This is a genomic window from Synechococcus sp. HJ21-Hayes (assembly GCF_024345835.1).
Classification (GTDB): Bacteria; Cyanobacteriota; Cyanobacteriia; order PCC-6307; family Cyanobiaceae; genus Vulcanococcus.
In genome coordinates this window covers 16,974-38,509 of record NZ_JAGQBW010000016.1, presented here as the reverse complement: position 1 = coordinate 38,509, position 21,536 = coordinate 16,974, and the positions used below count along the sequence as shown (strand labels likewise).

The window sequence follows — 21,536 nt, the reverse complement described above, 5'->3', positions numbered from 1 at the left end:
CTACGAGAAGCGGCCCCAGGGGAGCGGAGCATGCGCCCATGGCCCCACACGACACACCGAGCAGCAGCGCCTGGCGGGGGGAGGCCTGGCTGCACTTCAGCCGCAGCAACGGCCGCACCGTCCACCAAGGCGGCGCCAGCTCACCCCTGAAATTGCAGCGGGCCTTCCAGCAACCCAGTGGCCACACGGAATTGCCCCTGCTGCACACCGCCGGCGGGCTGGTGGGAGGCGATCAACTCCTGGTGCGCGCCGATCTCGGCGCCGGCAGCCAGGCCCTGCTCACCAGCGTGGCGGCCCAGAAGGCCTATGGCTCCGTGGGCCGCTTGCACCGCAGGCCGGACGGACACTGGGCGCGGCAAACACTCCACTTCCAACTGGCTGCCGGCGCCGACCTGGAGTGGCTCCCCCAGGAGCTGGTGCTCTATGCCGGCGGCCTGTATGAGCAGCGGGCCCGGGTGGAGCTGGCGGCTGAGGCGAGCTTCCTGGGGGCTGAGGTGGTGCGCCTGGGCCGCACCGCCGCCGGCGAACAGCTCGCAGCGGGCCGCTGGCGCTCGCAGCTGGAGATCCGCCGCCACGGCGCCGGGGGCCCCCGCTGGGAGCTGGTGGACCGGCTCGAGCTGGGCGGTGAGGCACTGGCCTGCCGCCACGGCTTGGCCGGGCAACCGGTGTTTGGCTCCCTGGTGTGGGCAGCGCCACAGCCCCTGGATCGGCCGGTGCTGGAGGCACTCCTGGATGCCTGCCGCGCCGAGCGCAGCGGCTTGGAAGGGGAGATGGCCTGCGGCCCCCTCGAGCAGGGCCTGGTGGCCCGCTACCGGGGGCCTTCCAGCCAGGCGGCTCGCTACTGGTTCACGCGGATCTGGCACCACACCCGTCGACTGCGGCACCTGCCCCCACCGGAGCTGCCGCGGGTGTGGCCCTTCCAGGAGCAACCCCTGCAGCAGCAGGACAGCCAACCCATGGCTGTGCCATCGACCCCTGCCGGTTCACAGTGAACTGGCTGCACCCCTGGGCCCTGCCACAGTCATGACATGCATCTGACTCCTCAGGAAAAGGACAAGCTGTTGATCGTCACCGCCGCCCTGCTAGCGGAGCGGCGGCTCAACCGCGGCATCAAGCTCAACCACCCCGAGGCGGTGGCCTGGCTGAGCTTCCTAGTGATCGAAGGCGCCCGCGATGGCAAAACCGTGGCGGAGCTGATGAGCGAAGGCACCACCTGGCTCAACCGCACCCAAGTGATGGAAGGGGTGCCGGAGCTGGTGCAGGAGGTGCAGATCGAGGCGGTGTTCACCGATGGCACCAAGCTCGTGACCCTGCACGACCCGATCCGCTGACCCCCACACCCAAGCCATGGCCCCTCTGATCCCCGGTGAACTGATGCCCGAACCCGGTGAGCTGGAGCTCAACGCGGGCCGGCCCGTCACCACCCTGCTGGTGGCCAACACAGGCGACCGGCCCGTGCAAGTGGGCTCCCACTTCCACTTTTTTGAGGCCAACGGCGCCCTTGCGTTTGAGCGTGAGGCGGCCCGTGGCCTGCGGCTCGACATCCCCGCCGGCACAGCGATCCGCTTCGAGCCCGGCGACAGCCGCGAGGTGCAGCTGGTGCCCTTTGCCGGCGACCGCCGCGTGTTCGGCTTCAACGGCCTGATCAACGGCCCGCTCGACTGAACGTCCAGCAGCCAGCCCCCCGCACCTGCACACCCCGCCGCCCCATGCCCTACCGCATCTCCCGCCGCGCTTACGCCGAGACCTACGGCCCCACCACCGGCGATCGGCTGCGGCTGGCCGACACGGAGCTGATCCTGGAGGTGGAACGCGATTTCACCAGTTACGGCGATGAGGTGAAGTTCGGCGGCGGCAAGGTGATCCGCGATGGCATGGGCCAGGCCCAGACCACCCGCGCTGATGGCGCCGTGGACACGGTGATCACCAACGCCCTGATCCTGGATTGGTGGGGCATCGTGAAGGCCGACATCGGCATCCGCGATGGCCGCATCTGTGCCATCGGCAAGGCGGGCAACCCCGACACCCAGGTCGGTGTCGACATCGTGATAGGTCCGGGGACCGAGGCCATCGCCGGCGAGGGCCATATCCTCACCGCCGGCGGCATCGACACGCACATTCACTTCATCTGTCCGCAGCAGGTGGAGACCGCCCTGGCCAGCGGAATCACCACGATGCTCGGCGGAGGCACCGGCCCCGCCACGGGCTCCAATGCCACCACCTGCACCCCCGGCGCCTTCCACATGGCCCGCATGCTGCAGGCCGCCGAGGGCCTCCCGGTGAACCTGGGCTTCTTCGGCAAAGGCAACGCCAGCACACCTGAAGGGCTCGAGGAACAGATCCGCGCCGGTGCCATCACCCTCAAGCTCCACGAGGACTGGGGCACCACCCCAGCCGCGATCGACTGCTGCCTCTCCGTGGCGGATCGCTTCGACATCCAGGTCGCGATCCACTCCGACACCCTCAACGAAGCCGGCTTCGTGGAAGACACGATCCGCGCCATCGGTGGCCGCACCATCCACACCTTCCACACCGAGGGGGCCGGCGGGGGCCACGCACCGGACATCATCCGCATCTGCGGCGAGGCCAACGTGCTGCCCAGCAGCACCAACCCCACCCGGCCCTACACGCGCAACACCCTCGAGGAGCACCTCGACATGCTGATGGTGTGCCACCACCTCGATCCGCGCATCCCGGAAGACGTGGCCTTTGCCGAATCGCGCATCCGGCGCGAAACCATCGCCGCCGAGGACATCCTCCACGACATCGGCGCCTTCTCGCTGATCGCCAGCGATTCCCAAGCCATGGGCCGGGTGGGCGAGGTGATCACACGCACCTTCCAGACCGCCCACAAGATGAAGGTGCAAAGGGGCGCCCTCGCGGGCGACTCAGATCGCAACGACAACACCCGCCTCAAGCGCTACATCGCCAAGGTGACGATCAACCCGGCGATCGTGCACGGCATCGACCATCAGGTGGGATCGGTGGAAGTAGGCAAGCTGGCGGATCTGGTGCTCTGGAAGCCGGGGTTCTTCGGCGTGAAACCAGAGCTGGTGATCAAGGGCGGCTCGATCGTCTGGGCTCAGATGGGTGATGCCAACGCCTCGATCCCGACCCCAGGCCCCGTGCATGGCAGGCCGATGTTTGCGGCCTTCGGCAAAGCCCTGGCGCCCAGCTGCCTCACGTTCGTGAGTCAGGCAGCCCTGGAGGACGACGTGCCCCGCAGGCTCGGGCTAGAGCGGCTGTGTGTGCCGGTGCAGAACACCCGCGGTGGCATCAGCAAGGCGGCGATGAAGAACAACACCGCCCTGCCCAAAGTGGAGGTAGACCCCCAGACCTACGAGGTGTTCGCCGACGGCGAACTGCTCACCTGCGAACCGGCCGAGGTGCTGCCCATGGCCCAGCGCTACTTCCTGCTCTGATCCACCAACGGCTTCCGTAGCAATGGTGACGCAGAGGTGCCCTGTAGCTCTGCATGATCACGCCACCGCAGCCCAGTCATGTTCACGGACTACAGGCCCAATAAGGGCTACGACGAGTATTTCAGCTCCAGCGATGAACCCCGGGCCGCGCTACGACCCCTGCTCTCCTCCCTGGGGGCCCTAGGCCTGGATGAGCTGAACCGCAGCCATGCGGCTTCGGGCATGCTGCTGAAGCGCCTAGGCGCCACTTTTCGCCTCAACAATTCCGGCAAAAAGGGCGGCGAACGCATCCTGCCCTTTGACCCCTTACCGCGGCTGATTCGCACCGGTGAGTGGCAAAACCTGGAGAGCGGTCTGATCCAGCGCCTCGAGGCGATTGATCACTTCCTCGCCGACGTGTACGGCGAGCAGCGCATCCTCAAAGACGGCATCATTCCCCGCGAAGACCTGGAAACCTCCCAGGGCTGGCGCCCCCAACTGATGGGGTTCACCCCACCCCTGGGCCGCTGGTGCCACATCTCCGGCCTCGACCTGATCCGCGACGGCGCGGGCACCTGGCGGGTGCTGGAGGACAACCTGCGCTGTCCTTCGGGCGTGGCCTACTTCCTGGAGAACCGCCGCGTGATGAAGCGCATGTTCCCCAGCCTGTTCGCCGGGCGCACGGTGCAACCGATCGACGACTATCCATCCCATCTGCTGCAGACCCTGCGGGACCTGGCCCCCTGGACCGACAGCCCCAAGGTGGTGCTGCTCACGCCCGGCGTGTTCAACAGCGCCTACTTCGAACACAGCTACCTGGCCCAGCAGATGGGCATTCAGCTGGTGGAGGGTCGCGACCTCGCCTGCCAGGACGGCCGCGTGTGGATGCGCAGCACAGCGGGGCTGGAGCCCGTGGATGTGATCTACCGCCGTATCGACGACGACTTCCTGGACCCCGCCGTGTTCCGCAGGGATTCCATGCTCGGAGTTCGCGGGCTGATGGAGGTGTATGCAGCCGGCCGGGTTGCCATCGCCAATGCACCTGGCACAGGTGTGGCCGATGACAAGCTCATTTATGCCTACCTGCCAGAGATGGTGCGTTACTACCTCGGCGAAGAACCGATCATCGAGAACGTTCCCACCTATCTCTGCTCACGGCCCGACGAGCAGGCCTACGTGCTGGCTCACCTGAGTGAACTGGTGGTGAAGGCGGTGTCGGAAGCGGGTGGCTACGGCATGTTGATCGGCCCCCACGCCAGCCAGAGCGAGATCCTCGAATTTGCCGAGAAGATCAAGGCCAATCCTCGCAATTTCATCGCCCAGCCCACCCTGGAACTCTCCACCGTGCCATCGCTCAGCGATGGGGAGCTCTATCCCTGCCACGTGGATCTGCGGCCCTATGTGTTGCGGGGCAAGGGGGCCTGGGTGAGTCCCGGAGGACTTACACGTGTGGCGCTGCAGCGGGGCTCCCTAGTGGTGAACTCCTCCCAGGGTGGTGGCTGCAAGGACACCTGGATTGTGGACGAACAGGAGGTGCCCGCATGCTGAGCCGCGTTGCCGATTCGCTCTACTGGATCAACAGGTATGTGGAGCGGGCGGAGAACATCTCCCGCTTCGTGGAGGTGAGTGAAGCCATGGCCCTCGACTGCCCTCCCGGCAGTGCCGAGCCCTGGCTGCCCCTGATCGATGCCAGCGGCGATCGCGAACTGTTCGATTCCCTCTACCCGGATGGCGGCCCCATCCAGGTGGTGGAGTTCCTGGTGCGGGCGGAAGACAACCCCAGCAGCATTGTGAACTGCATCGCCTGGGCCAGGGAGAACGCGCGCCAGATCCGCGATGTGATCACCACGGAGATGTGGGAGCAGATCAACAGCCTTTACTGGACCCTGCTGGAAAGCGACAGCTTCTGGGACCAGCCCCCCCAAGAGCAACTGCGCGACATCCGCCGTGGTTGCCAGCTGTTCTATGGCGTCACCGACGCCACCCTCAGCCGCGACCTCTCCTGGCAGTTCAGCCGCCTCGGTCGGCTGATCGAGCGGGCCGACAAGACCACGCGCATCCTCGATGTGAAGTACTTCCTGCTGCTGCCCAGCACCGAAGAAGTGGGCGGCGTGCTCGATGAACTGCAGTGGATCTCGTTGCTGCGCAGTGCCGGCGCTTATCAGATGTTTCGCCAGTCGCAGCAACAGATCATCGCCCCCAAGGCGGTGGCCTCCTTCCTACTGCTAGATCCGGTGTTTCCCCGCTCGGTGCGCTACTGCTTGGAGCGCATCAACGAGACCCTGCAGGTGGTGCATGGCCGGGCCCTCCCTGGCCCCCCAGACGACCTGGAATGCCTCAGTGGGCTGATGCTGGCTCGCTGGAGCTACACCCGCATCGATGAACTGGTGGCCGGCGGACTGCATGAAGCCATCGACGGCCTGCAGGGGGATCTGAATACCCTGCATGGGTTGATTCACGATCGCTACTTCGTGATGCCCACGGCCCTCGCCAGCGGTGCCGAGCCCAACAGCCAAACCTCCTCCGCCTCAAGCACCGACCTGGCATGCGCGCCCGCCTGATCCACCGGTTCGACTACCGCTACAGCGAGCCGGTGCTGCTCGGATCCCATCGCTTCTGCCTGCGGCCGCGGCCCCACGGCTTCCAGCGGCTGATCACCTACGGGCTGCAGGTGAGTCCGGACCCCAGCCAGCTCTACGACCTGCTGGCCGCCGGCGGCGACACGATCACCCGGGCCCGCTTTCTCGGTGAAAGCGACCACCTGACCGTGGTGGCCAGCTCCGAGGTGGAGACCTACAACCCACCACTGATCGAGGCCTGCCTGGATCAGGACATGGCCCGGCTGCCCGTAACCATCGGCAAACTCAATCCCGATCTGCTCAGCAACCTGCAGGGCTGGTTGCCCAACGGCCAGCACGACGCTGCCGCCATGGATCTGGCCCAGGAGGCCTTGATGGGCAGCGACCAGCGCAGCCTCACCTTCCTGCAACAGCTTGTGGAGATGATCCAAGACCGGGTGAAATACACCCAGCGCCACGTGGGCCCGGCCTGGCCGGCCGGACGCACCCTCAAGGAACGGGTGGGCTCCTGCCGCGACCTGGCGATGTTGATGATCGAGTGTTGTCGCAGCATGGGCCTTCCGGCTCGCTTCGTGAGCGGCTACCACCTGGTGGAGCCGAAACCGGAGCGCTATGACCTGCACGCCTGGGCCGAGGTGTACCTGCAGGGAGCCGGCTGGCGAGGCTTTGATCCCAGCGGCCAGGGGGCCGTGGACGACCGCTACATCCCCGTGGCCACCTCATCCAAGTCCGACCTCACCGCCGCCATCAGCGGCAGCTTCTCCGGACCGCCGGGGGTGAAAAGCACCCTGGAGTGGGAGATCAGCGCCGAAATTCTCAATCCGGTGAGCCAGGTGGTGATGGCGGGCAGCTGAAGTCCGGGGCCAAATCCAAACCTGTAGCAATGGGTGCAGCTGAAGGGGCCCTGGCCGCGAGAGGACAGCAGCACATCTGCGGCAGTGCCGTGGTTCACCCCCTCCCATCCCCGTTGGCAGCCAACCCGCAGCAGGACCTGGGCAGCACGGCCGCTGAGGTGGAACGGCGCCTGATGCAGGCAGGCATAGCCCTCACCTTCGGTGGCGAACCCACCTACGTGCCCGAGCAGCCAGAGGGGGCCGAATGGAGCGTGGCCGCCGACGGCCCCACCAAGCTCACCTATGCCAAAGCCCTGGCCCGCGAGCTGGAGCAGCGGGTGTGGCCGGGCAGCACGCTGCTCTACTGCCCGGGCAAGCGCTACGACGGCGAGGTGAATCCCCGCTGGGCCCTGCGGCTGATCACTGGGGCCGATGGCTCTCCCGTGGTGGCCTGGCCCCAGGCGGATGGGCAACCAAGGCCTGTGTTGCCTTGCGAGGGGGCGGAGGCCCTGCTGGCGGCCATCGGGGCTGCGCTGGGCTGTGCTCTGCAGCCCCTGGAACTGCGGGATCCCCTGCAGCTGGAGCAGCGGGTGTGGGCGGCACCGCTCTGTTTCGAAGAGCAATGGCAGGCGGCAGCCTGGCCCCTGGCGGAGGAGCATCGGGTGCTGCTGGGGGCCCCTGGGCCGGCCGGCCTGCGGCTGCCGTTGCAGCATTTCCCGGAGGGGGTGCTGCGCCAGGTGCTCACCCTCGAGCTCAACGCCAGCGGCTGGACCCTGTTTCTGCCTCCCCTGGCCCGCCAGCCCTTGGAGCGGCTGCTGCAGGTGATCGCCAGCGCCAGCGCCCCCTGGTGCCAGCCGGAGCTGAGTGGCGTCCTGCCCCTAGACATCGAAGGGGCCTGGCAGGTGCTCGGCCTCACCGCCGACCCCGGGGTGCTGGAGGTGAACCTGCCGGTGTGTTCCACCTGGGCCGATTACGCCGACTGGATGGAAGCGCTGGAGCTGGCGGGCCAGGCGGTGGGACTGCGCTCCTGGAAACAGAACGGAGCCCAGGTGGACGGCAGCGGCGGCGGCAACCATCTGCTGTGGGGTGGGCCCAGCCTGGCCAGCAACCCCTTCTTCCACAGGCCAGCCTGGCTGGTGGGCATCCTGCGCTACTGGCAGCACCATCCCTGCCTTGCCTATCTCTTCAGCGGCAACTCCGTGGGGCCGGCCTCCCAGGCGCCCCGCCCCGACGAAGGCAGTGCCGCCTGGCTTGACCTGGAGTTAGCCCACCAGGTGCTGGAACAATTGCCGCCGGGGGACCAGCGGGTGGCCATCAGCGAAACCCTGCGCCATCTCCATGCCGACAAGAGTGGCAACACCCACCGCAGCGAAATCAGCCTCGACAAGTTCTGGAACCCCGCCTGGACGGCCGGTTGCCAGGGCCTGATCGAATTCCGGGCACTGGAAACGATGCCCCACCAGCAGTGGAGTACCTCCGTGGCGCTGCTCTGGCGGGCCCTGGCAGTGCACCTGCTGAATCCTGGGTGTCGGCCCCAAGCCCTGCGCCCATGGGGGAACAGCCTGCACGACCGCGCCATGCTGCCGAGCCAACTCTGGGCCGACCTGGAGACCGTGCTGGCGGAGCTGGCCGCCGATGACCTGCCCCTGGAAGCAGAGCTGTTCCGGCCGATCTGGCACTGGCGCTTCCCCAGCCTGTTGCAGTGGCAGGACGGAAAGGGTGCAGAACTGGAGATTCGCCGGGCCCTCGAACCCTGGCCGCTGCTCTGCGATACGCCGGTGGAGGGGGGCAGCACTAGCCGCTTCGTGGATAGCTCCCTGCGGCGCTTTGAGCTGATCGCCAACCCTGCGTTCCGCCGCCACTACCGATTGGATCTGCAGGGACGGCCGCTGCCCCTGGGCAGCGGGACCGATCAGCCCCTGGCGGTGCGTTACCGACTGGAGCAGCTCTACCCCTGCCTCCATCCCTGCATCCCTGCCCAGGTGCCACTGCTGCTGGACCTGCAACCCTCCGAGGAACATCGCGACGGTCCACTGGCCTGCTGGCAGCTGGATCACGAGAGCACCGGCTTTGTACCCGTCACCGAGGCGGCCGCTCGCGTGCGGCCGAAAGAGCAGGCTTTGCCCTGGCGCGCCGCCGGGGAGCATGGCTGCACAGTGGATCTGCGGCTCTAGGCATCGCCGAGATCACCGTGACCCCAAGGGAAATTTAAGGAACTGTTCAAGCTGGCTCACGTTTGATTGCGTCAGTCCAAAACACAGTTCCCCAGGCGCGCGAAAGATCTAGAAACGGATTAATTGGGCAGCCGCCATGGGCGAACAGTTCCAGCTGGTCAACCTCACAGGCGATGGCTGCCGCATCACCAGGGATGGCTGCGGTGGCTACGTCGTGAGCCGCAGCACGGATCCCAGCGGCGAATGGCGCCGGGTGGCGAACCTGCCGGCGGCCTACGCGGTGTGCGAACTGCTGGGGGAACGCAACACCCTGGGCCTGCCCCGCCGCCCCCAGGGCTGATCTGGAGGGGCAACGGGAGTTTCACCAGCTGACACCGTGCAGCTTGGGCAGTGGCGCCGTTTTAAAGGTGGTGGCAAACAGGCGCGGAATCACCCGACTGTTGTAGACACGGAATTCACGCACCACGCTGGCCTCCTCCTCCCGCACCGCCTGGTTCAACACCACGGAACCATCGGGATCAGACACAGAACGATGGAAGGTGCCGGGCGGGATGCGCAGGATATCGCCGCCGGTTTCCAAGCGCACAATGTGATAGGGATAATTCCATCCAAAGTTCACCAGATAGAACGTACGCCCTCCATGCAGGGCGAGCAGATTATCCTCCTGGTGAGGATGCAGATAGAACTGCCAGGCGCCGGTTTTCTCTTCATCCGGCGGACTGATGGCCGGCCCCGCATGGATCACCAGATCCCTGGCATTCGACTCGGCAACGGTGATATCAAAAAACCGAACAGCTGGCGTATCGCGGAACTTCTCGTAGGGAATCAACTCAAACATTGGCGCCGACTTCGGCGCAGATCGTCGGCTTTCCTGGAGCGATGCATCCTGATGGAGAGGGGCGGCGGCCATGGGAGCTGCGCCGAGGCGCAATCGGGAGCGCCCAGTGAACCGAGCCCCAAGGGCCGCGGGCGTGCGATCGACTACGAAAGACGCGGCATTGCAGACCAGTTTGCCGAGTGGTTGATCGGCGCTCAGAAGGGAATCGGCATCTCGGCATCGGCCGGCTCGGGTGCGCAGCTCTCTACCCGTTCATTCACAACCGTGCCGATCACCACGATCGATGGCGAGGCAAAGGCCTGGGCCTCCACCTGATCCGCCAAGGTGCCCAGCTCGCTCACCAACTGGCGCTGCCCCCGCACCGTTCCCTGCTGCACCACCGCGGCCGGGGTCTGGGCTGCCAGACCGCCGGCCATCAGCTCATCACAGATGCGGCGCAGATTGTGCAGCCCCATGTAGATCACCAGCCCATCACTGCTGCGGGCCAGTCCCTGCCAGTCAACGCCGGGGCGACGCTTATCGATCTCCTCATGGCCCGTCACGAAGGTGACGCTGGAGCCGGCCCGGCGATGGGTCACGGGAATACCCGCATAGGCCGGCGCAGCGATGCCGGCCGTGACCCCAGGCACCACCTCCACGGCCACGCCATGGTTCACCAGGTGGGCCGCCTCCTCCCCGCCGCGGCCGAACAGGAAAGGGTCACCACCCTTCAACCGCACGATCAGGCGATGCCTGGTCGCCAGCTCCACCAGCACCGCATTGGTACTGGGCTGGGGCACCGAGTGGTGGCCACGGCGCTTGCCAACGAAGTGACGCTCGCAGCGTTCCGGCACCAGATCCAGGAGGGCCTTGGGCACTAGGGAGTCGTACACGAGGGCATCGCACTGCCGCAACAGCCGATGGGCCTTGAGGGTGAGCAGTTCGGGATCCCCCGGCCCAGCCCCCACCAGGTACACCTTGCCGATCGCCGCGGGCTTGTCCGTCATGGCAGTGCCTCCAGGGCCGAGATGAGGAACTGACGCACGGCAGGCAGCTGCAGGAGGGGTGGGAGAACATCAACCCCCGGCCCGCAGAGTCCCTGGGCCAGGGATTCGCTGAGTCGATTGGGCGCCAGGGTGAGGGGCACCAGAACACCAGGGCCCTGGGCGAGCGGGCCAAGGTCGCTGAGTTGTGCAGTGTATGGAGTGGCCAAGCCTGGGCAAGCCAGCACGGCCCCTAGGTGGCTCAGGTAGCGCTGAGGCAAGGGCCCCGTCAGGGGGTGATGCAACCAGCGACAGGGACGACCAGCAGCCAACCGCTGCAGTTCCGCAGCCAACAACTGCTGCCAGCCAGGCCAGGCTCCCAGGAACGGTCTGCGCTCCAGGGCCAGCGGCCCCACTGGGGCCATGGCCACCCGCCAGCTGGCGGCAATGGCGGGCACATCGATCCGCACATGGCCTCCCGGCAGCAACAACAGCGGCACCAGGCTGATGCCACCGGCCCGCTGGGCTGTCCGCCAGAAGGCCCCATCCCCCTCAGGGGCTGGGGCCGTAAGGGCCTGCAGCAGCACCGGCGCACCACGGCGCTGCTGCACCGCAGCCGCCAGCTCCTGCAGATCAGCCGGGATCAGCCCCCCCTGCCGCCCATGCACCACCAACACCAGAGGCGTGGCCTGCAGGCGCCGCTGCACACGCGCCGCCACGCCGGGATCGAGGCGCTGGCACAGCAGCCGTTGCAACTGCGGCTGAGCACCCGGCAACCGGGCCAGCAGATCCACGGCCTTGGCCGCCAGCTCCGGATCCAGATCGGCCGCGAGCTGGCGGAGCGCCCCAACCAGGGGCCGCCGCGGCCAAACACCCAACCCCACGGCGAGCCCCTCCAGGGCCGCCAGGCGCTGGGCCCTGGCACCAGGGGCCAGGGCCCGCTGCTGCAACAGCAGCCCATCTCCGGCCTGGCGTTGATGGCCAAGCAGCACCAGCAGCTGAGGCTCCCGGACTACCACTCCCGGCCCGATGGCCTGGCGCAGCAGCTGGGCCACCCGCAGATCCCGAAACAGCCCAAGGACCGTGAGCCAATCGAGGGGCGGGGGCGGCGTGGCCGAAGCCAGCTGCAGCCATTGCAGGAGCGGCTCCAGCCACGGCTCCCGACCCGCCGCACTCGCGGTGGGCAGCTCCTGCTGGAGGGCCGCCAGCAAAACTTCAGACCTAGCCCCGCAGAGCTGGATCAAGCGTTCGGCTCCGCAGCGATCCACGCGACCCACCAGGGCCGCCAGCAGATCCTGCTCCGGGGCAAGCGCACCGCGGGCCAGGGCCTCGAACCAGGGCTGCAGGGAACCACTGGCGCGGCGCAGGCGCTGCAGTTGCCGCCAACGCTCATCGCTGCCGAGAGACGCCAACACAGCACGGTTGTGATCAGGGCAGGGCTGGTTCAGCAGCGCCAGGCCAGCAACTCCCTCCACCCTGCCAGGCAAAGGCTTCAACACGCCGATGGGCGGCGGCAGGCGCCAAAGCGCTCCACCAGCAGGTCTTCGAGCACGTCGGCGAGCTGGGTGAGGGGCACACCCTTGTGGTGCAGTTCTGCCAACTGGGGATCGGCGCCCATGGAACCACCGAGGAAGATCTTCGCCGCCTCCACCATCTCGCCCCCATGGCGGGCCTTGGCCCCCATCAGACCGATCTCACCCATGTAGGGCTGACCACAGGCATTGGGGCAGCCGGTCCAGTGGGTGCGCACGGCATGGGGCAACTCCAGCCGCTGCTCCAAGTCGGCCACCACCGCCTGGGCCGTGGTCTTGGTGGGAATCAGGGCAAAGCTGCAATAGCGATTACCGGTACAACTCACGGCCTCCCCCTCCAACGCACCGGGAGCCGGGCGGAACCGCTGCAACAGCGGCTCCGCCAGCAGGGCCTCCAGATGCTCAGTGGCCACATCGGGGATCAGCACGTTCTGGGCTTCGGTGAAGCGCAGTTCACCGCTGCCATATCGGCGAGCCAGCCGCGCCAGCTCCGCCATCCCAGCAGCATCCAGGCGCCCCACCGGCACGCTCAGGCCCAGCCAATGCAGCCCCGGCTGCTTCTGGACCTGCACCCCCAGGCCAGAGCGGGGGGCTCGGTGCACGTGGTGGCGACCATCGTGGGGGCAGGCCTCACCCCCTAGGGCCACGAACGCCTCCAGCACCGCCTGGCGATAGGTTTCAAGGCCGAGCGCATCGATCAGATACATCAACCGGCTCTTGTTGCGAGCCACCCGATTGCCGTGCTGTTCGAAGTGGCGCAGCAGGGCCAGGGTGAAATTGGGCAGCTGCTCAGGGCGCAACCACAGGCCCAAGGGCACCGCCAATTCATTGCGCTGGGCGGAGAAGAAGCCCCCCACCATCACCGTGAACCCCAGCTCACCACCGCAGTCGGCGGGCAGGAAGGCCAGGTCGTTGTGGAGCAGAAAACTGTCCGGAGCACCCCCCACCGCCACATTGAACTTGCGAGGCAGGTTGCGTGGGGCATCGTCGGCCAGCAGGCGCTCCTGGATCGCCGTCACCAGCGGCCGGGTGTCCAGCAACTCTTCGGGGTCGATTCCCGCCAGGGGGTTACCCGTGATATTGCGGGGGTTGTCGTGGCCCGATTGGCGGCTGGTGAGACCCACGGCCTCCATCGCGGCCATCAGCGGCGCCATGTCCTCCAGCAGCAGCCCCCGCAGCTGCAGGTTCTGACGGGTGGTGATGTCAGCGGATCCGTCGCTGCCACAGCGATCCACCGCATCGGCGAGCACCTCCAACTGATCGGCCTGGATCACCCCGTTGGGCAGCCGCAAGCGCACCATGAAGCGGCCGGGCGTCACCGGGCGAAAAAAGATGCCGAGCCACTTGAGGCGGATGGTGAGGGTGGCCTCATCCAGGCTGTCCCAGCCCTGGGCCGCCAACTGGCCCAACTGGGGCTCCAGATCCAGGCCGCACAGCTCAGCCTTGGCCTGTTCGATTTTGCTGAGAGCAGTAGTCATCGCAACCATCAGCCAAGGGCACCCAGGGTGCGCAACGGCCCCACCGACAAAGTGTCACAATCACTACCAATGCGGTGTACATGGCGCACCGTGCCCTGGCGCCCAGGCGATTGAGGGCGATTGAGGGCGATTGAGACGGACGGTCGATGACGGAGAATCATCAGCTGTCTCGCCGTGGCATCGGCCGCATGGTTGCGCAGGCTCCCGCAGCGTCCTTCCCGCCGCCGGCAGCCAAGCCCGCGGGCCGCGAACGATTCCGCATCTATTTAGGCAAGGTGGGCAGCGGCGAGCACACCAGCAGTGGACTCAGCCGCGAGGAGGCGGCCGATGCACTGGAGATGATGATCAACGGGGAAGCCAGCCCCGCCCAGATCGGCGCCTTCCTGATCGCCCATCGCATCCGCCGGCCGGAGCCCCAGGAGCTCACCGGCATGTTGGATGTGTACCGCCGGCAGGGGCCGCAACTGCACAGCCGCAGCCGCGCCCTCTGCTTCGGCATCCCCTACGACGGCCGCAGCCGCACGGCTCCGATCTATCCCCTCACCACCCTGGTGCTGGCCAGCGCCGGCATCCCGGTGGTGCTGCAGGGGGGCCGGCGTATGCCCGTGAAGTACGGCGTCACCACCATGGAACTGTTTGCCGCCCTGGGATTGCAGCTCAGCGGCCGCAGCCTTGCCTGGGTGCAGGAGAGCCTGGATCGCTGGAACCTCGCCCTGGTGCATCAGCCCGACCACTTCCCCGCCGCGGAAGTGCTGATCCCGATTCGTGAGGACATCGGCAAGCGCCCCCCCCTGGCCAGCCTGGAACTGCTCTGGACCCCCCACCGCGGCGACCATCTGTTGGTGAGTGGCTTCGTGCACCCCCCCACAGAAACGCGCGCCTGGCAGGCCCTGAAGCTGGCCGGTGAAACGGAGGTGCTGACGATCAAAGGGTTGGAGGGCAGCACCGACCTGCCCATCAGCCGCGCCTGCGTCACCGGGCGCCCCACGGCCAGCGGCGATGGGCGCATGATCCTGCACCCCCGGGACCACGGTTGCTATGGGGATGACCCCCGCTGGGATGACCTGGACACCTGGGCGGCCCAGGCCCTGGCGGCCCTCGGTGGCCAGGGTCCGCTGGCAACAGCCCTGATCTGGAATGCCGGCACCTACCTCTGGCAGGCGGGCCACAGCGACAGCCAGGCCGCCGGCCTGGAACGCTGCCGGGAGCTGCTGCAGGCGGGAACCGTGCTCAGCCAGCTGCACAACATGGGCCAACACGGCTGCTGACGACCCATGCCAGCCCCCGGCCCCCAAGCACAGCACTGCTTTGCATTCGAGAGCGATTTCATCGGCACCTGGCGCTGCATCCCCCTGTGTGTTCGCCGCAAACTGGATCTGAGCGGCCTCAAGCTGAAGCTCAACCACTGGCTGGAACTCACGCAACCACAGCGGCAGGAACTGGTGGACTGGCCCGACGGACCCGATGCCCTGCAGGGGCTCAAGCAACACCTGCTGGCCCGCACCGCCGCCATGGCCGATGGACAGGCCAAACCGCTGCCGCCAGCTGAAAACCAACCCTGGCAGGACTCCAGCCGCGTTCCCCTGGAGGTGGAACGCGCAGCTGGGCAACGGGGGGTGCGACTCGAGGCCGCGTGCTGGGCCCAGCTAGGGGAACTGGAGCGCTTTGCCCTGTGCAAGCTGGTCCGCCCCGGCCATGACCACCACAATCTGGACTCCGCCCTGGCGGAACTGCTGCCGCCGCAGGCTCGATAGGTGCGGCTGGGCACCAAGGGAGGAATCAAGCCGCCATTTCGTAACAACAGCAACGGGAGCGGGTGCCCGCGGCGTGGTCTCTTGATGTCCGTTGGTCAGCTTGTGCGCCAACCACTGAATTTGCTCTGACGGCGGCCCGTTGTTCTGAGGCCGGTCAGGCCTTGGCTCCTGCGCCGCCTGCGGCCGCAGAGGCTCTCACCTGATCGCACGGGCCCCATGGGGGTCAAATCTTCATGTCATCCATCACCCGACGCAAAGCACTGCTCTCCGGCCTGGCCGCCGCCACCGGCGTGGTTGTTCAGTTCGGCGGTGTCGCCGGCCTGCTGGGCACCAGCCCCGCCCAGGCCGCTCCTGGCAAACCGGAAACCACCAGCGTGGAGCTGGGCTTCATCGCCCTCACCGACGCCGCACCCCTGATCGTGGCCCAGGAGAAGGGTTTCTTCGCCAAACAGGGCATGACCGGCGTGGAGCTCAAGAAGCAGACCTCCTGGGCCGTGACCCGCGACAACCTGGAGCTGGGCGGCGCCCGGGGCGGCATCGACGGCGCCCACATCCTGTCGCCGATGCCCTACCTGCTCACCACCGGCGCCATCAGCAAGAGCAAGAAGCCGGTGCCGATGTTCATCCTGGCCCGCCTCAACACCAACGGTCAGGCCATCTCCGCCTCCAACGAATTCAAGAAGTACAACTTCGGCACCAAAACCCCGGCCATCGCCAAGGCGGTTGCCGAAAAAAACAAAACCGGCGACAAATTCAAAGCTGCGGTGACCTTCCCAGGCGGCAACCACGACCTGTGGACGCGCTACTGGCTGGCCGCCAACGGCGTGGATCCCAACAAGCAGGCCGATCTTGTGGTGATTCCACCGCCTCAGATGGTGGCGAACATGCAGTCGGGCACCATGGATATCTTCTGTGTGGGTGAGCCCTGGAACGAGCGCCTGGTGAACAAGAAGCTGGGCTACACCGCCCTGATCACCGGCCAGCTCTGGAAGGACCATCCCGAAAAAGCCTTCGCCATGCGGGCCGACTGGGTGAAGAAAAACCCCAACGCCACCCTGCGTCTACTGATGGCCGTGCAGCAGGCCCAGAAGTGGGCCGACAACCCCGCCAACACGGTGGAGCTCTCCAAGATGCTCGCCAAAGACAAGTATGTGAAAGCCAACGCCGACGATCTCCTGCCCCGCCTGCAGGGCACCATCGATTTCGGCAACGGCAAGGTGGCCAAGATGAAGAACCTCTCGATGAAGTTCTGGGCCGATAACGCCTCCTTCCCCTACAAGAGCCACGACACCTGGTTCATCACCGAAGACATCCGCTGGGGCTATCTGCCCAAAGGCACCAACATCAAGGCTCTGGTGAACAAGGTGAACCGCAGCGACCTGTGGCGCGCCGCCGCTAAGGCCAACGGGTATGGCAATGGCCCGGCCGGCGACTCCCGCGGCGTGGAGGTGTTCTTCGACGGCGTCAAGTTCGACGCCAACAACCCACAGGCCTACCTGAACGGCCTGAAGATCAAGGCCCTCAAGTGAGCCCAAGGGCCCCGGCCGGCGTCACCGCCGCCGGGGCCCTGATCAGCTCGCCCACGCCTGAAACCAACAACACGGCCTGGGTTGCCCCCGCGATGGCAGCCCCGGACCGCGATGACCTCCTTTCTCCGCCAACGCGGCGGCAGTCCCGTCATGACCAGCCTTTCCGCCACCCCCCGCAGCCCGCGCCCCAGCAAGGCGAGCTGGATGCGCTCCCCGCTCGTGAGCCAGATCAAGGCCCCGGTGGTATGCATCGGGCTCACCCTGGCCATCTGGCAATTCCTGTCCCAGTTCAGCTCGGAGGGATTTCCCGGGCCGATCCAGGTGATCAGTCAGACCTGGGACCCCTACATCATCAACCCCTTCTTTGATGACGGCGGCACCTCCAAGGGTCTGGGGCTGCAGCTGCTGATCTCGTTGCAGCGGGTGGCCGTGGGCTACACCCTGGCGGCGGTGGTGGGCATCGCCGCCGGCCTGGCGATCGGCCTGAACCGCTTCCTGCGCCGCGGCTTCGATCCGCTGATCCAGGTGCTTCGCACCGTGCCGCCGTTGGCCTGGTTGCCGATTTCGCTGCTGCTGTTTCAGCAGGCGGACACGGCTGCCATCTTCGTGATCTTCATCACCGCCATCTGGCCGATCATCATCAACACGGCCGTAGGCATCAACGAAATCCCGCAGGATTACACCAACGTGGCGCGGGTGCTGCGGCTGCGGAAGCGCAGCTACCTGCGCGACATCCTGATGCCCGCCACCGCCCCCTACGTGTTCACGGGCCTGCGGATCGCCATCGGCCTGGCTTGGCTGGCGATCGTGGCCGCCGAAATGCTCAAGGCCGACGGCGGAATCGGCTTTTTCATCTGGGACGCCTACAACGCTGGTGGCGACAGCAGCACCAGTCAGATCATCCTGGCGATTGTGGTGATCGGCCTGGTGGGCCTGGCGCTGGATCGCCTGGTGGCTGCCGTCGGCAACCTGGTGGCCAAGGGAGGCAAGTGATGGCCAACGCCTTCCTCACCGTCGATGACGTCACCCGCAGCTTTGCGCTGCCCAAGGGCGGGCAGTACGTCGCCCTCAAGGACATCGATCTGCAGATCGCCGAAGGGGAGTTCATCTCCCTGATCGGCCACTCCGGCTGCGGGAAATCCACCCTGCTCAACCTGATGGCGGGCCTGGATCAGGCCAACACCGGTGGCATCCTGATGGACGGCCGCCAGGTCACCGATCCGGGCCCGGATCGGATGGTGGTGTTCCAGAACTACTCATTGCTGCCCTGGCAAACCGTTCGCCAGAACATCGGTCTGGCGGTGCACAACGTGATGCGCCAGGCCAGTGAAGCCGAGCGCCAAGAGCGCATCAACGCCAGCATCGAGCTGGTCGGATTGGCCCACGCGGCCGACAAGCTGCCGGGGGAACTCTCCGGTGGCATGAAGCAACGGGTGGCCATCGCCCGCGCCCTGGCGATACGGCCCAAGTTGCTGCTGCTGGATGAACCCTTCGGCGCCCTCGATGCCCTCACCCGGGGCAACCTGCAACAGCAGCTGATGCAGATCTGCCAGCAGGCCGGTGTGACCACCGTGATGGTGACCCACTCGGTGGATGAAGCCCTGCTGCTCTCCGATCGGGTGGTGTGCCTCACCAACGGCCCGGCCGCAGGCATCGGCCAGATCGTGACGGTGAACCTGCCACGACCCCGCCAGCGGTTGGAGGTGATGGAGCACCCCGACTACTACAAGCTGCGCACTGAGCTGATCAACTTCCTGCAGCAGCAGAGGCGCCTGAAGCAACGGCGCCAGAGCCTCACCAGCGCCACACCCGCCGAGCCCACGCCCGTGCCAACCACGGCGGGCAGCGCCCCACGCAAGGTGCGCATCGGCTACCTGCCGGGCCTGGATGTGGCCCCCCTTGCTGTGGGGCTGGAGCGGGGCTTCTTCAGCGAACGCCAGGTGCAGGTGATCCCGGTGGTGTTCCACCGCTGGCAGCAGATGGAAGAGCAGCTGCGGGCCGGCGAACTCGACCTGGCGATCACCTCAGCCAGTGCGCCCCTGGCCCTGGCCCTGGGGCTGCACGGCCAGCCCGCTTGGCCGGCGATCACCCCGATGACGGTGACCCGAAACGGCAATGCCATCTGTCTGGCACGCCGCTTCCGGGATCTCAACATCGACTCGCTGACCACCCTGGCGGAGCGGCTCAAGGGCCGTGAATGGCCCCTGCGATTGGCCATCGGCCAACGGGGAAGCATGCAAGATCTGCTGCTGCGCCATTGGCTGGCCAGCGGTGGCATCGATCCCGATCGAGATGTGGAGTTCCTCACCCTCTCGCCGCTGGCCATGCAGGCCGCCCTGCTGGCGGGTGAGATCGATGGATTCATCGCCGGCCGCTACCGCGTGGCCAAGGCGGTCGAGGCTGGCCTGGCCGACGTGCTGGCCACCGACCTCGACATCTGGAGCAACCACCCCGAAAAGGTGCTCACCTGCCACGAAGGCTGGGCCGCCGAACACGAATCCCTGCTGCTTGACGTCTGCAGCGGCCTGATCCGCGGCGGTCAGATCTGCGAGGACGGTGGCCAACACGACTACCTGGTGGGCCTGTTGAGCCGGCCCCAATGGCTTGGCACCGATTCCGCCCTAGCGCTGCAGCGCCAGTTCGACCTGGGCACCGGCCCAGCCTCCGGTCGGCGTCTGCCTTTGAACCGGTACCACAGCGATCGTGCCCACGTGGCTAACGGCGCGGAAGGGGCTTGGATCCTCACCCAGTGCAGCCGCTGGGGTTGGACCCCGTTCCCCAGCAACCGCCTCGAGCTGCTGGGGCAGGTGTACCGCAACGACCTCTGCAACGCCGCCCTGGAGCAGGCCGGCCTGCCAGCCCTGCGGCCCGAACGGCAGCCGATTCCCCTGGCCTGCGGCCTCGCCTTCGACCAGGACAATCCGATCGCCTACCTGCAACAGCTCCCCTTCAACCGCGGCACGGCCGAAGCGGTTGTGCCCGTGCCCAGCGGCCAGACCAACCGCCCCCTCGCCGTTCATTGAGATGACCAGCGCCATGACCAGCCCCCCTGTGCCAGCCGGTCGCTTTGAACGCGACCTCAGCCGCAACCCCAACTACCTGCGCTTTGAGGGCGTCGGCCAGGTGTTCCACACCAAAAACGGCCCCTTCGAAGCCCTGCGGGACATCAACCTGACGGTGGCGCAGGGGGAATTCATTTGCGTGGTCGGCCACTCCGGCTGCGGCAAGAGCACCCTGCTCAACATGGTGTCGGGCTTCCTGAGCCCCACCAGCGGCCGGGTGAGCCTGCAGGACCAAGCCATCGACGGTCCAGGTCCCGATCGCATGGTGGTGTTCCAGAACTATTCGCTGCTGCCCTGGAAAACGGTGGAGCAGAACGTTGCGTTAGCGGTGAAAGCGGCCAGATCCGAGCTGGATGCCCAAGCCAGAGCCGCAGTGGTGGACCATCACCTGGAGATGGTTGGGCTTCTGGAGTCCCGCCACAAACGGCCCGGGGAAATTTCCGGCGGCATGCGGCAACGGGTCGCCATCGCACGTGCCCTGGCAGTGCAACCGGAAGTACTGGTTCTGGATGAACCTTTCGGCGCCCTGGATGCCATCACCAAGGAGGAGCTACAGGAGGAACTGCTGGCCATCTGGCGGGAATACAAACCCACCGTGCTGATGATCACCCACGACATCGACGAGGCGCTCTTTCTGGCCGACCGGGTGGTGATGATGACCAATGGACCAGCCGCGACCATCGGTGAAATCGTGGAGGTGCCGTTCGAGCGCCCGCGCCGCTACGAGACGATCCAGAACGATCCGCGCTACGCCCAGCTACGGAACCACGCCCTCGACTTCCTCTATCGCCGTTTTGCCCATGACGACGATTGAGCGGCGACCGAGCGAAGGCCACCTGCAGATCAAGGCCGGTCACACCATGCTGCTGGACGAGCGGGTGCTGCTGCAGAGCAGTTGCCTGAGCATCACGGCCGGACTGGTCCGCGTGGCCATCTCGAGGCCGGAGCAGGAAGCACTACAGGCCCACCCCATCACCCTCGGCTTCCTCCAGACCGGCGACCATCTCCCCCTCGACCTGCTGCGCCACGCCCGGCTGCACCTGCAGGCCCTGAGCCCTGCCCAGCTGGTGGCGGGATGCTCGGCCATGCCTCCCGCCGGCGCCAGCAGCCTGAACGACTGGACCGTGGCCCTGCTGATGATCCGCCACCTGGGGGACGCCGAACAGCGCATCGCCGCCCTCCTGCAGCTACTGGTGCAACGGCTGGGTCGACGCAGCGGCCACTGGTATGAGTTGCCCCTGAAATTCACCCATGCCGACCTGGCGGAACTCAGTGGCCACACCCGCGTCACGGTGACGCGCCAGCTCTCGAAATGGCGGGACACGGGCCTGATCCAGCAGGACAGCGGGCCCGAGCGGACCCTGCGCATCGCGCCGCTGCTGGTGGAGGCCTGA

The 21,536-nt window shown here is 66.8% G+C and carries 20 protein-coding genes; 16 read left to right on the top strand and 4 right to left on the bottom strand.

From position 1 onward, the window contains the following. The first annotated feature begins 38 nt into the window (after nucleotides 1-38). The 9 genes from KBZ14_RS12340 (at nucleotide 39) to KBZ14_RS12300 (ending at nucleotide 9,327) form a co-directional block, all read left to right on the top strand. Nucleotides 39-992, top strand: coding sequence for an urease accessory protein UreD (locus tag KBZ14_RS12340; protein WP_255118638.1), 954 nt, complete (start codon nucleotides 39-41; stop codon nucleotides 990-992). Between the two features lie 36 nt (nucleotides 993-1,028). Then, nucleotides 1,029-1,331 (top strand): urease subunit gamma, encoded by a 303-nt coding sequence (locus KBZ14_RS12335; RefSeq protein WP_255118637.1) that lies wholly within the window; start codon nucleotides 1,029-1,031, stop codon nucleotides 1,329-1,331. A gap of 16 nt (nucleotides 1,332-1,347) precedes the next feature. Next, nucleotides 1,348-1,665, top strand: coding sequence for an urease subunit beta (locus tag KBZ14_RS12330; protein ID WP_255118636.1), 318 nt, complete (start codon nucleotides 1,348-1,350; stop codon nucleotides 1,663-1,665). Nucleotides 1,666-1,709: 44 nt separating this feature from the next. Then, a complete protein-coding gene (gene ureC, locus KBZ14_RS12325; RefSeq protein ID WP_255118635.1) occupies nucleotides 1,710-3,422 on the top strand; it encodes an urease subunit alpha in 1,713 nt (570 codons plus the stop codon). 78 nt (nucleotides 3,423-3,500) lie between these two features. Beyond that, a complete protein-coding gene (locus KBZ14_RS12320) occupies nucleotides 3,501-4,949 on the top strand; it encodes a circularly permuted type 2 ATP-grasp protein (RefSeq protein WP_255118634.1) in 1,449 nt (482 codons plus the stop codon). Beyond that, nucleotides 4,943-5,962 carry an alpha-E domain-containing protein gene (locus KBZ14_RS12315; protein WP_255118632.1) on the top strand — a complete coding sequence of 340 codons (1,020 nt, stop codon included), beginning with the start codon at nucleotides 4,943-4,945 and terminating at the stop codon, nucleotides 5,960-5,962. Before KBZ14_RS12320 ends, KBZ14_RS12315 begins: the two co-directional genes overlap by 7 nt. Next, the gene (locus KBZ14_RS12310) at nucleotides 5,947-6,834 is read left to right on the top strand and encodes a transglutaminase family protein (protein WP_255118631.1); all 888 of its coding nucleotides are present in this window, start codon (nucleotides 5,947-5,949) and stop codon (nucleotides 6,832-6,834) included. Before KBZ14_RS12315 ends, KBZ14_RS12310 begins: the two co-directional genes overlap by 16 nt. Nucleotides 6,835-6,923: 89 nt before the next feature. After that, nucleotides 6,924-8,987, top strand: a complete 2,064-nt coding sequence (locus KBZ14_RS12305) for a transglutaminase family protein (RefSeq protein WP_255118630.1) — start codon at nucleotides 6,924-6,926, stop codon at nucleotides 8,985-8,987. 136 nt (nucleotides 8,988-9,123) lie between these two features. Beyond that, a complete protein-coding gene (locus KBZ14_RS12300; protein ID WP_255118629.1) occupies nucleotides 9,124-9,327 on the top strand; it encodes a hypothetical protein in 204 nt (67 codons plus the stop codon). 21 nt (nucleotides 9,328-9,348) lie between these two features. Here KBZ14_RS12300 and KBZ14_RS12295 read toward each other — a convergent pair whose 3' ends face one another. From KBZ14_RS12295 to KBZ14_RS12280, 4 genes are all read right to left on the bottom strand, one after another. After that, nucleotides 9,349-9,825, bottom strand: coding sequence for a redox protein (locus KBZ14_RS12295; RefSeq protein ID WP_255118672.1), 477 nt, complete (start codon nucleotides 9,823-9,825; stop codon nucleotides 9,349-9,351). A 194-nt stretch (nucleotides 9,826-10,019) separates the two neighbouring features. Continuing rightward, complete coding sequence (gene cobA, locus KBZ14_RS12290; protein ID WP_255118628.1) at nucleotides 10,020-10,811, bottom strand: uroporphyrinogen-III C-methyltransferase; 792 nt, start codon at nucleotides 10,809-10,811, stop codon at nucleotides 10,020-10,022. Beyond that, entirely contained in the window at nucleotides 10,808-12,199 is a 1,392-nt protein-coding gene (locus KBZ14_RS12285; RefSeq protein WP_255118627.1) for a CbiX/SirB N-terminal domain-containing protein, read from the bottom strand. The genes cobA and KBZ14_RS12285 overlap by 4 nt, the downstream gene beginning before the upstream one ends. A gap of 80 nt (nucleotides 12,200-12,279) precedes the next feature. After that, complete coding sequence (locus KBZ14_RS12280) at nucleotides 12,280-13,797, bottom strand: ferredoxin--nitrite reductase (protein WP_255118626.1); 1,518 nt, start codon at nucleotides 13,795-13,797, stop codon at nucleotides 12,280-12,282. A 188-nt stretch (nucleotides 13,798-13,985) separates the two neighbouring features. Here KBZ14_RS12280 and KBZ14_RS12275 point away from each other — a divergent pair, with 188 nt between their 5' ends. From KBZ14_RS12275 to KBZ14_RS12245, 7 genes are all read left to right on the top strand, one after another. Then, a complete protein-coding gene (locus KBZ14_RS12275) occupies nucleotides 13,986-15,065 on the top strand; it encodes an anthranilate phosphoribosyltransferase family protein (protein ID WP_255118625.1) in 1,080 nt (359 codons plus the stop codon). 6 nt (nucleotides 15,066-15,071) lie between these two features. Beyond that, a complete protein-coding gene (locus KBZ14_RS12270; protein ID WP_255118624.1) occupies nucleotides 15,072-15,551 on the top strand; it encodes a nitrate reductase associated protein in 480 nt (159 codons plus the stop codon). A 233-nt stretch (nucleotides 15,552-15,784) separates the two neighbouring features. Next, complete coding sequence (locus KBZ14_RS12265) at nucleotides 15,785-17,080, top strand: CmpA/NrtA family ABC transporter substrate-binding protein (protein ID WP_255118623.1); 1,296 nt, start codon at nucleotides 15,785-15,787, stop codon at nucleotides 17,078-17,080. Between the two features lie 150 nt (nucleotides 17,081-17,230). Beyond that, nucleotides 17,231-18,073 (top strand): nitrate ABC transporter permease, encoded by an 843-nt coding sequence (gene ntrB, locus KBZ14_RS12260; RefSeq protein ID WP_255118671.1) that lies wholly within the window; start codon nucleotides 17,231-17,233, stop codon nucleotides 18,071-18,073. After that, nucleotides 18,073-20,103: a nitrate ABC transporter ATP-binding protein gene (locus KBZ14_RS12255; RefSeq protein WP_255118622.1), complete on the top strand. Its 2,031-nt coding sequence runs from the start codon at nucleotides 18,073-18,075 to the stop codon at nucleotides 20,101-20,103. Before ntrB ends, KBZ14_RS12255 begins: the two co-directional genes overlap by 1 nt. Nucleotides 20,104-20,116: 13 nt before the next feature. Next, a complete protein-coding gene (locus tag KBZ14_RS12250) occupies nucleotides 20,117-20,956 on the top strand; it encodes an ABC transporter ATP-binding protein (RefSeq protein ID WP_255118621.1) in 840 nt (279 codons plus the stop codon). Continuing rightward, nucleotides 20,943-21,536: a Crp/Fnr family transcriptional regulator gene (locus tag KBZ14_RS12245; RefSeq protein WP_255118620.1), complete on the top strand. Its 594-nt coding sequence runs from the start codon at nucleotides 20,943-20,945 to the stop codon at nucleotides 21,534-21,536. Before KBZ14_RS12250 ends, KBZ14_RS12245 begins: the two co-directional genes overlap by 14 nt.

Coding starts and splice junctions, on each gene's coding strand:
- KBZ14_RS12340 (WP_255118638.1), top strand. CDS start 39: ATGGCCCCACACGACACACCGAGCAGCAGCGCCTGGCGGGGGGAGGCC.
- KBZ14_RS12335 (WP_255118637.1), top strand. CDS start 1,029: ATGCATCTGACTCCTCAGGAAAAGGACAAGCTGTTGATCGTCACCGCC.
- KBZ14_RS12330 (WP_255118636.1), top strand. CDS start 1,348: ATGGCCCCTCTGATCCCCGGTGAACTGATGCCCGAACCCGGTGAGCTG.
- ureC (WP_255118635.1), top strand. CDS start 1,710: ATGCCCTACCGCATCTCCCGCCGCGCTTACGCCGAGACCTACGGCCCC.
- KBZ14_RS12320 (WP_255118634.1), top strand. CDS start 3,501: ATGTTCACGGACTACAGGCCCAATAAGGGCTACGACGAGTATTTCAGC.
- KBZ14_RS12315 (WP_255118632.1), top strand. CDS start 4,943: ATGCTGAGCCGCGTTGCCGATTCGCTCTACTGGATCAACAGGTATGTG.
- KBZ14_RS12310 (WP_255118631.1), top strand. CDS start 5,947: ATGCGCGCCCGCCTGATCCACCGGTTCGACTACCGCTACAGCGAGCCG.
- KBZ14_RS12300 (WP_255118629.1), top strand. CDS start 9,124: ATGGGCGAACAGTTCCAGCTGGTCAACCTCACAGGCGATGGCTGCCGC.
- KBZ14_RS12295 (WP_255118672.1), bottom strand. CDS start 9,825: ATGTTTGAGTTGATTCCCTACGAGAAGTTCCGCGATACGCCAGCTGTT.
- cobA (WP_255118628.1), bottom strand. CDS start 10,811: ATGACGGACAAGCCCGCGGCGATCGGCAAGGTGTACCTGGTGGGGGCT.
- KBZ14_RS12280 (WP_255118626.1), bottom strand. CDS start 13,797: ATGACTACTGCTCTCAGCAAAATCGAACAGGCCAAGGCTGAGCTGTGC.
- KBZ14_RS12275 (WP_255118625.1), top strand. CDS start 13,986: ATGGTTGCGCAGGCTCCCGCAGCGTCCTTCCCGCCGCCGGCAGCCAAG.
- KBZ14_RS12270 (WP_255118624.1), top strand. CDS start 15,072: ATGCCAGCCCCCGGCCCCCAAGCACAGCACTGCTTTGCATTCGAGAGC.
- KBZ14_RS12265 (WP_255118623.1), top strand. CDS start 15,785: ATGTCATCCATCACCCGACGCAAAGCACTGCTCTCCGGCCTGGCCGCC.
- ntrB (WP_255118671.1), top strand. CDS start 17,231: ATGACCAGCCTTTCCGCCACCCCCCGCAGCCCGCGCCCCAGCAAGGCG.
- KBZ14_RS12255 (WP_255118622.1), top strand. CDS start 18,073: ATGGCCAACGCCTTCCTCACCGTCGATGACGTCACCCGCAGCTTTGCG.
- KBZ14_RS12250 (WP_255118621.1), top strand. CDS start 20,117: ATGACCAGCCCCCCTGTGCCAGCCGGTCGCTTTGAACGCGACCTCAGC.
- KBZ14_RS12245 (WP_255118620.1), top strand. CDS start 20,943: ATGACGACGATTGAGCGGCGACCGAGCGAAGGCCACCTGCAGATCAAG.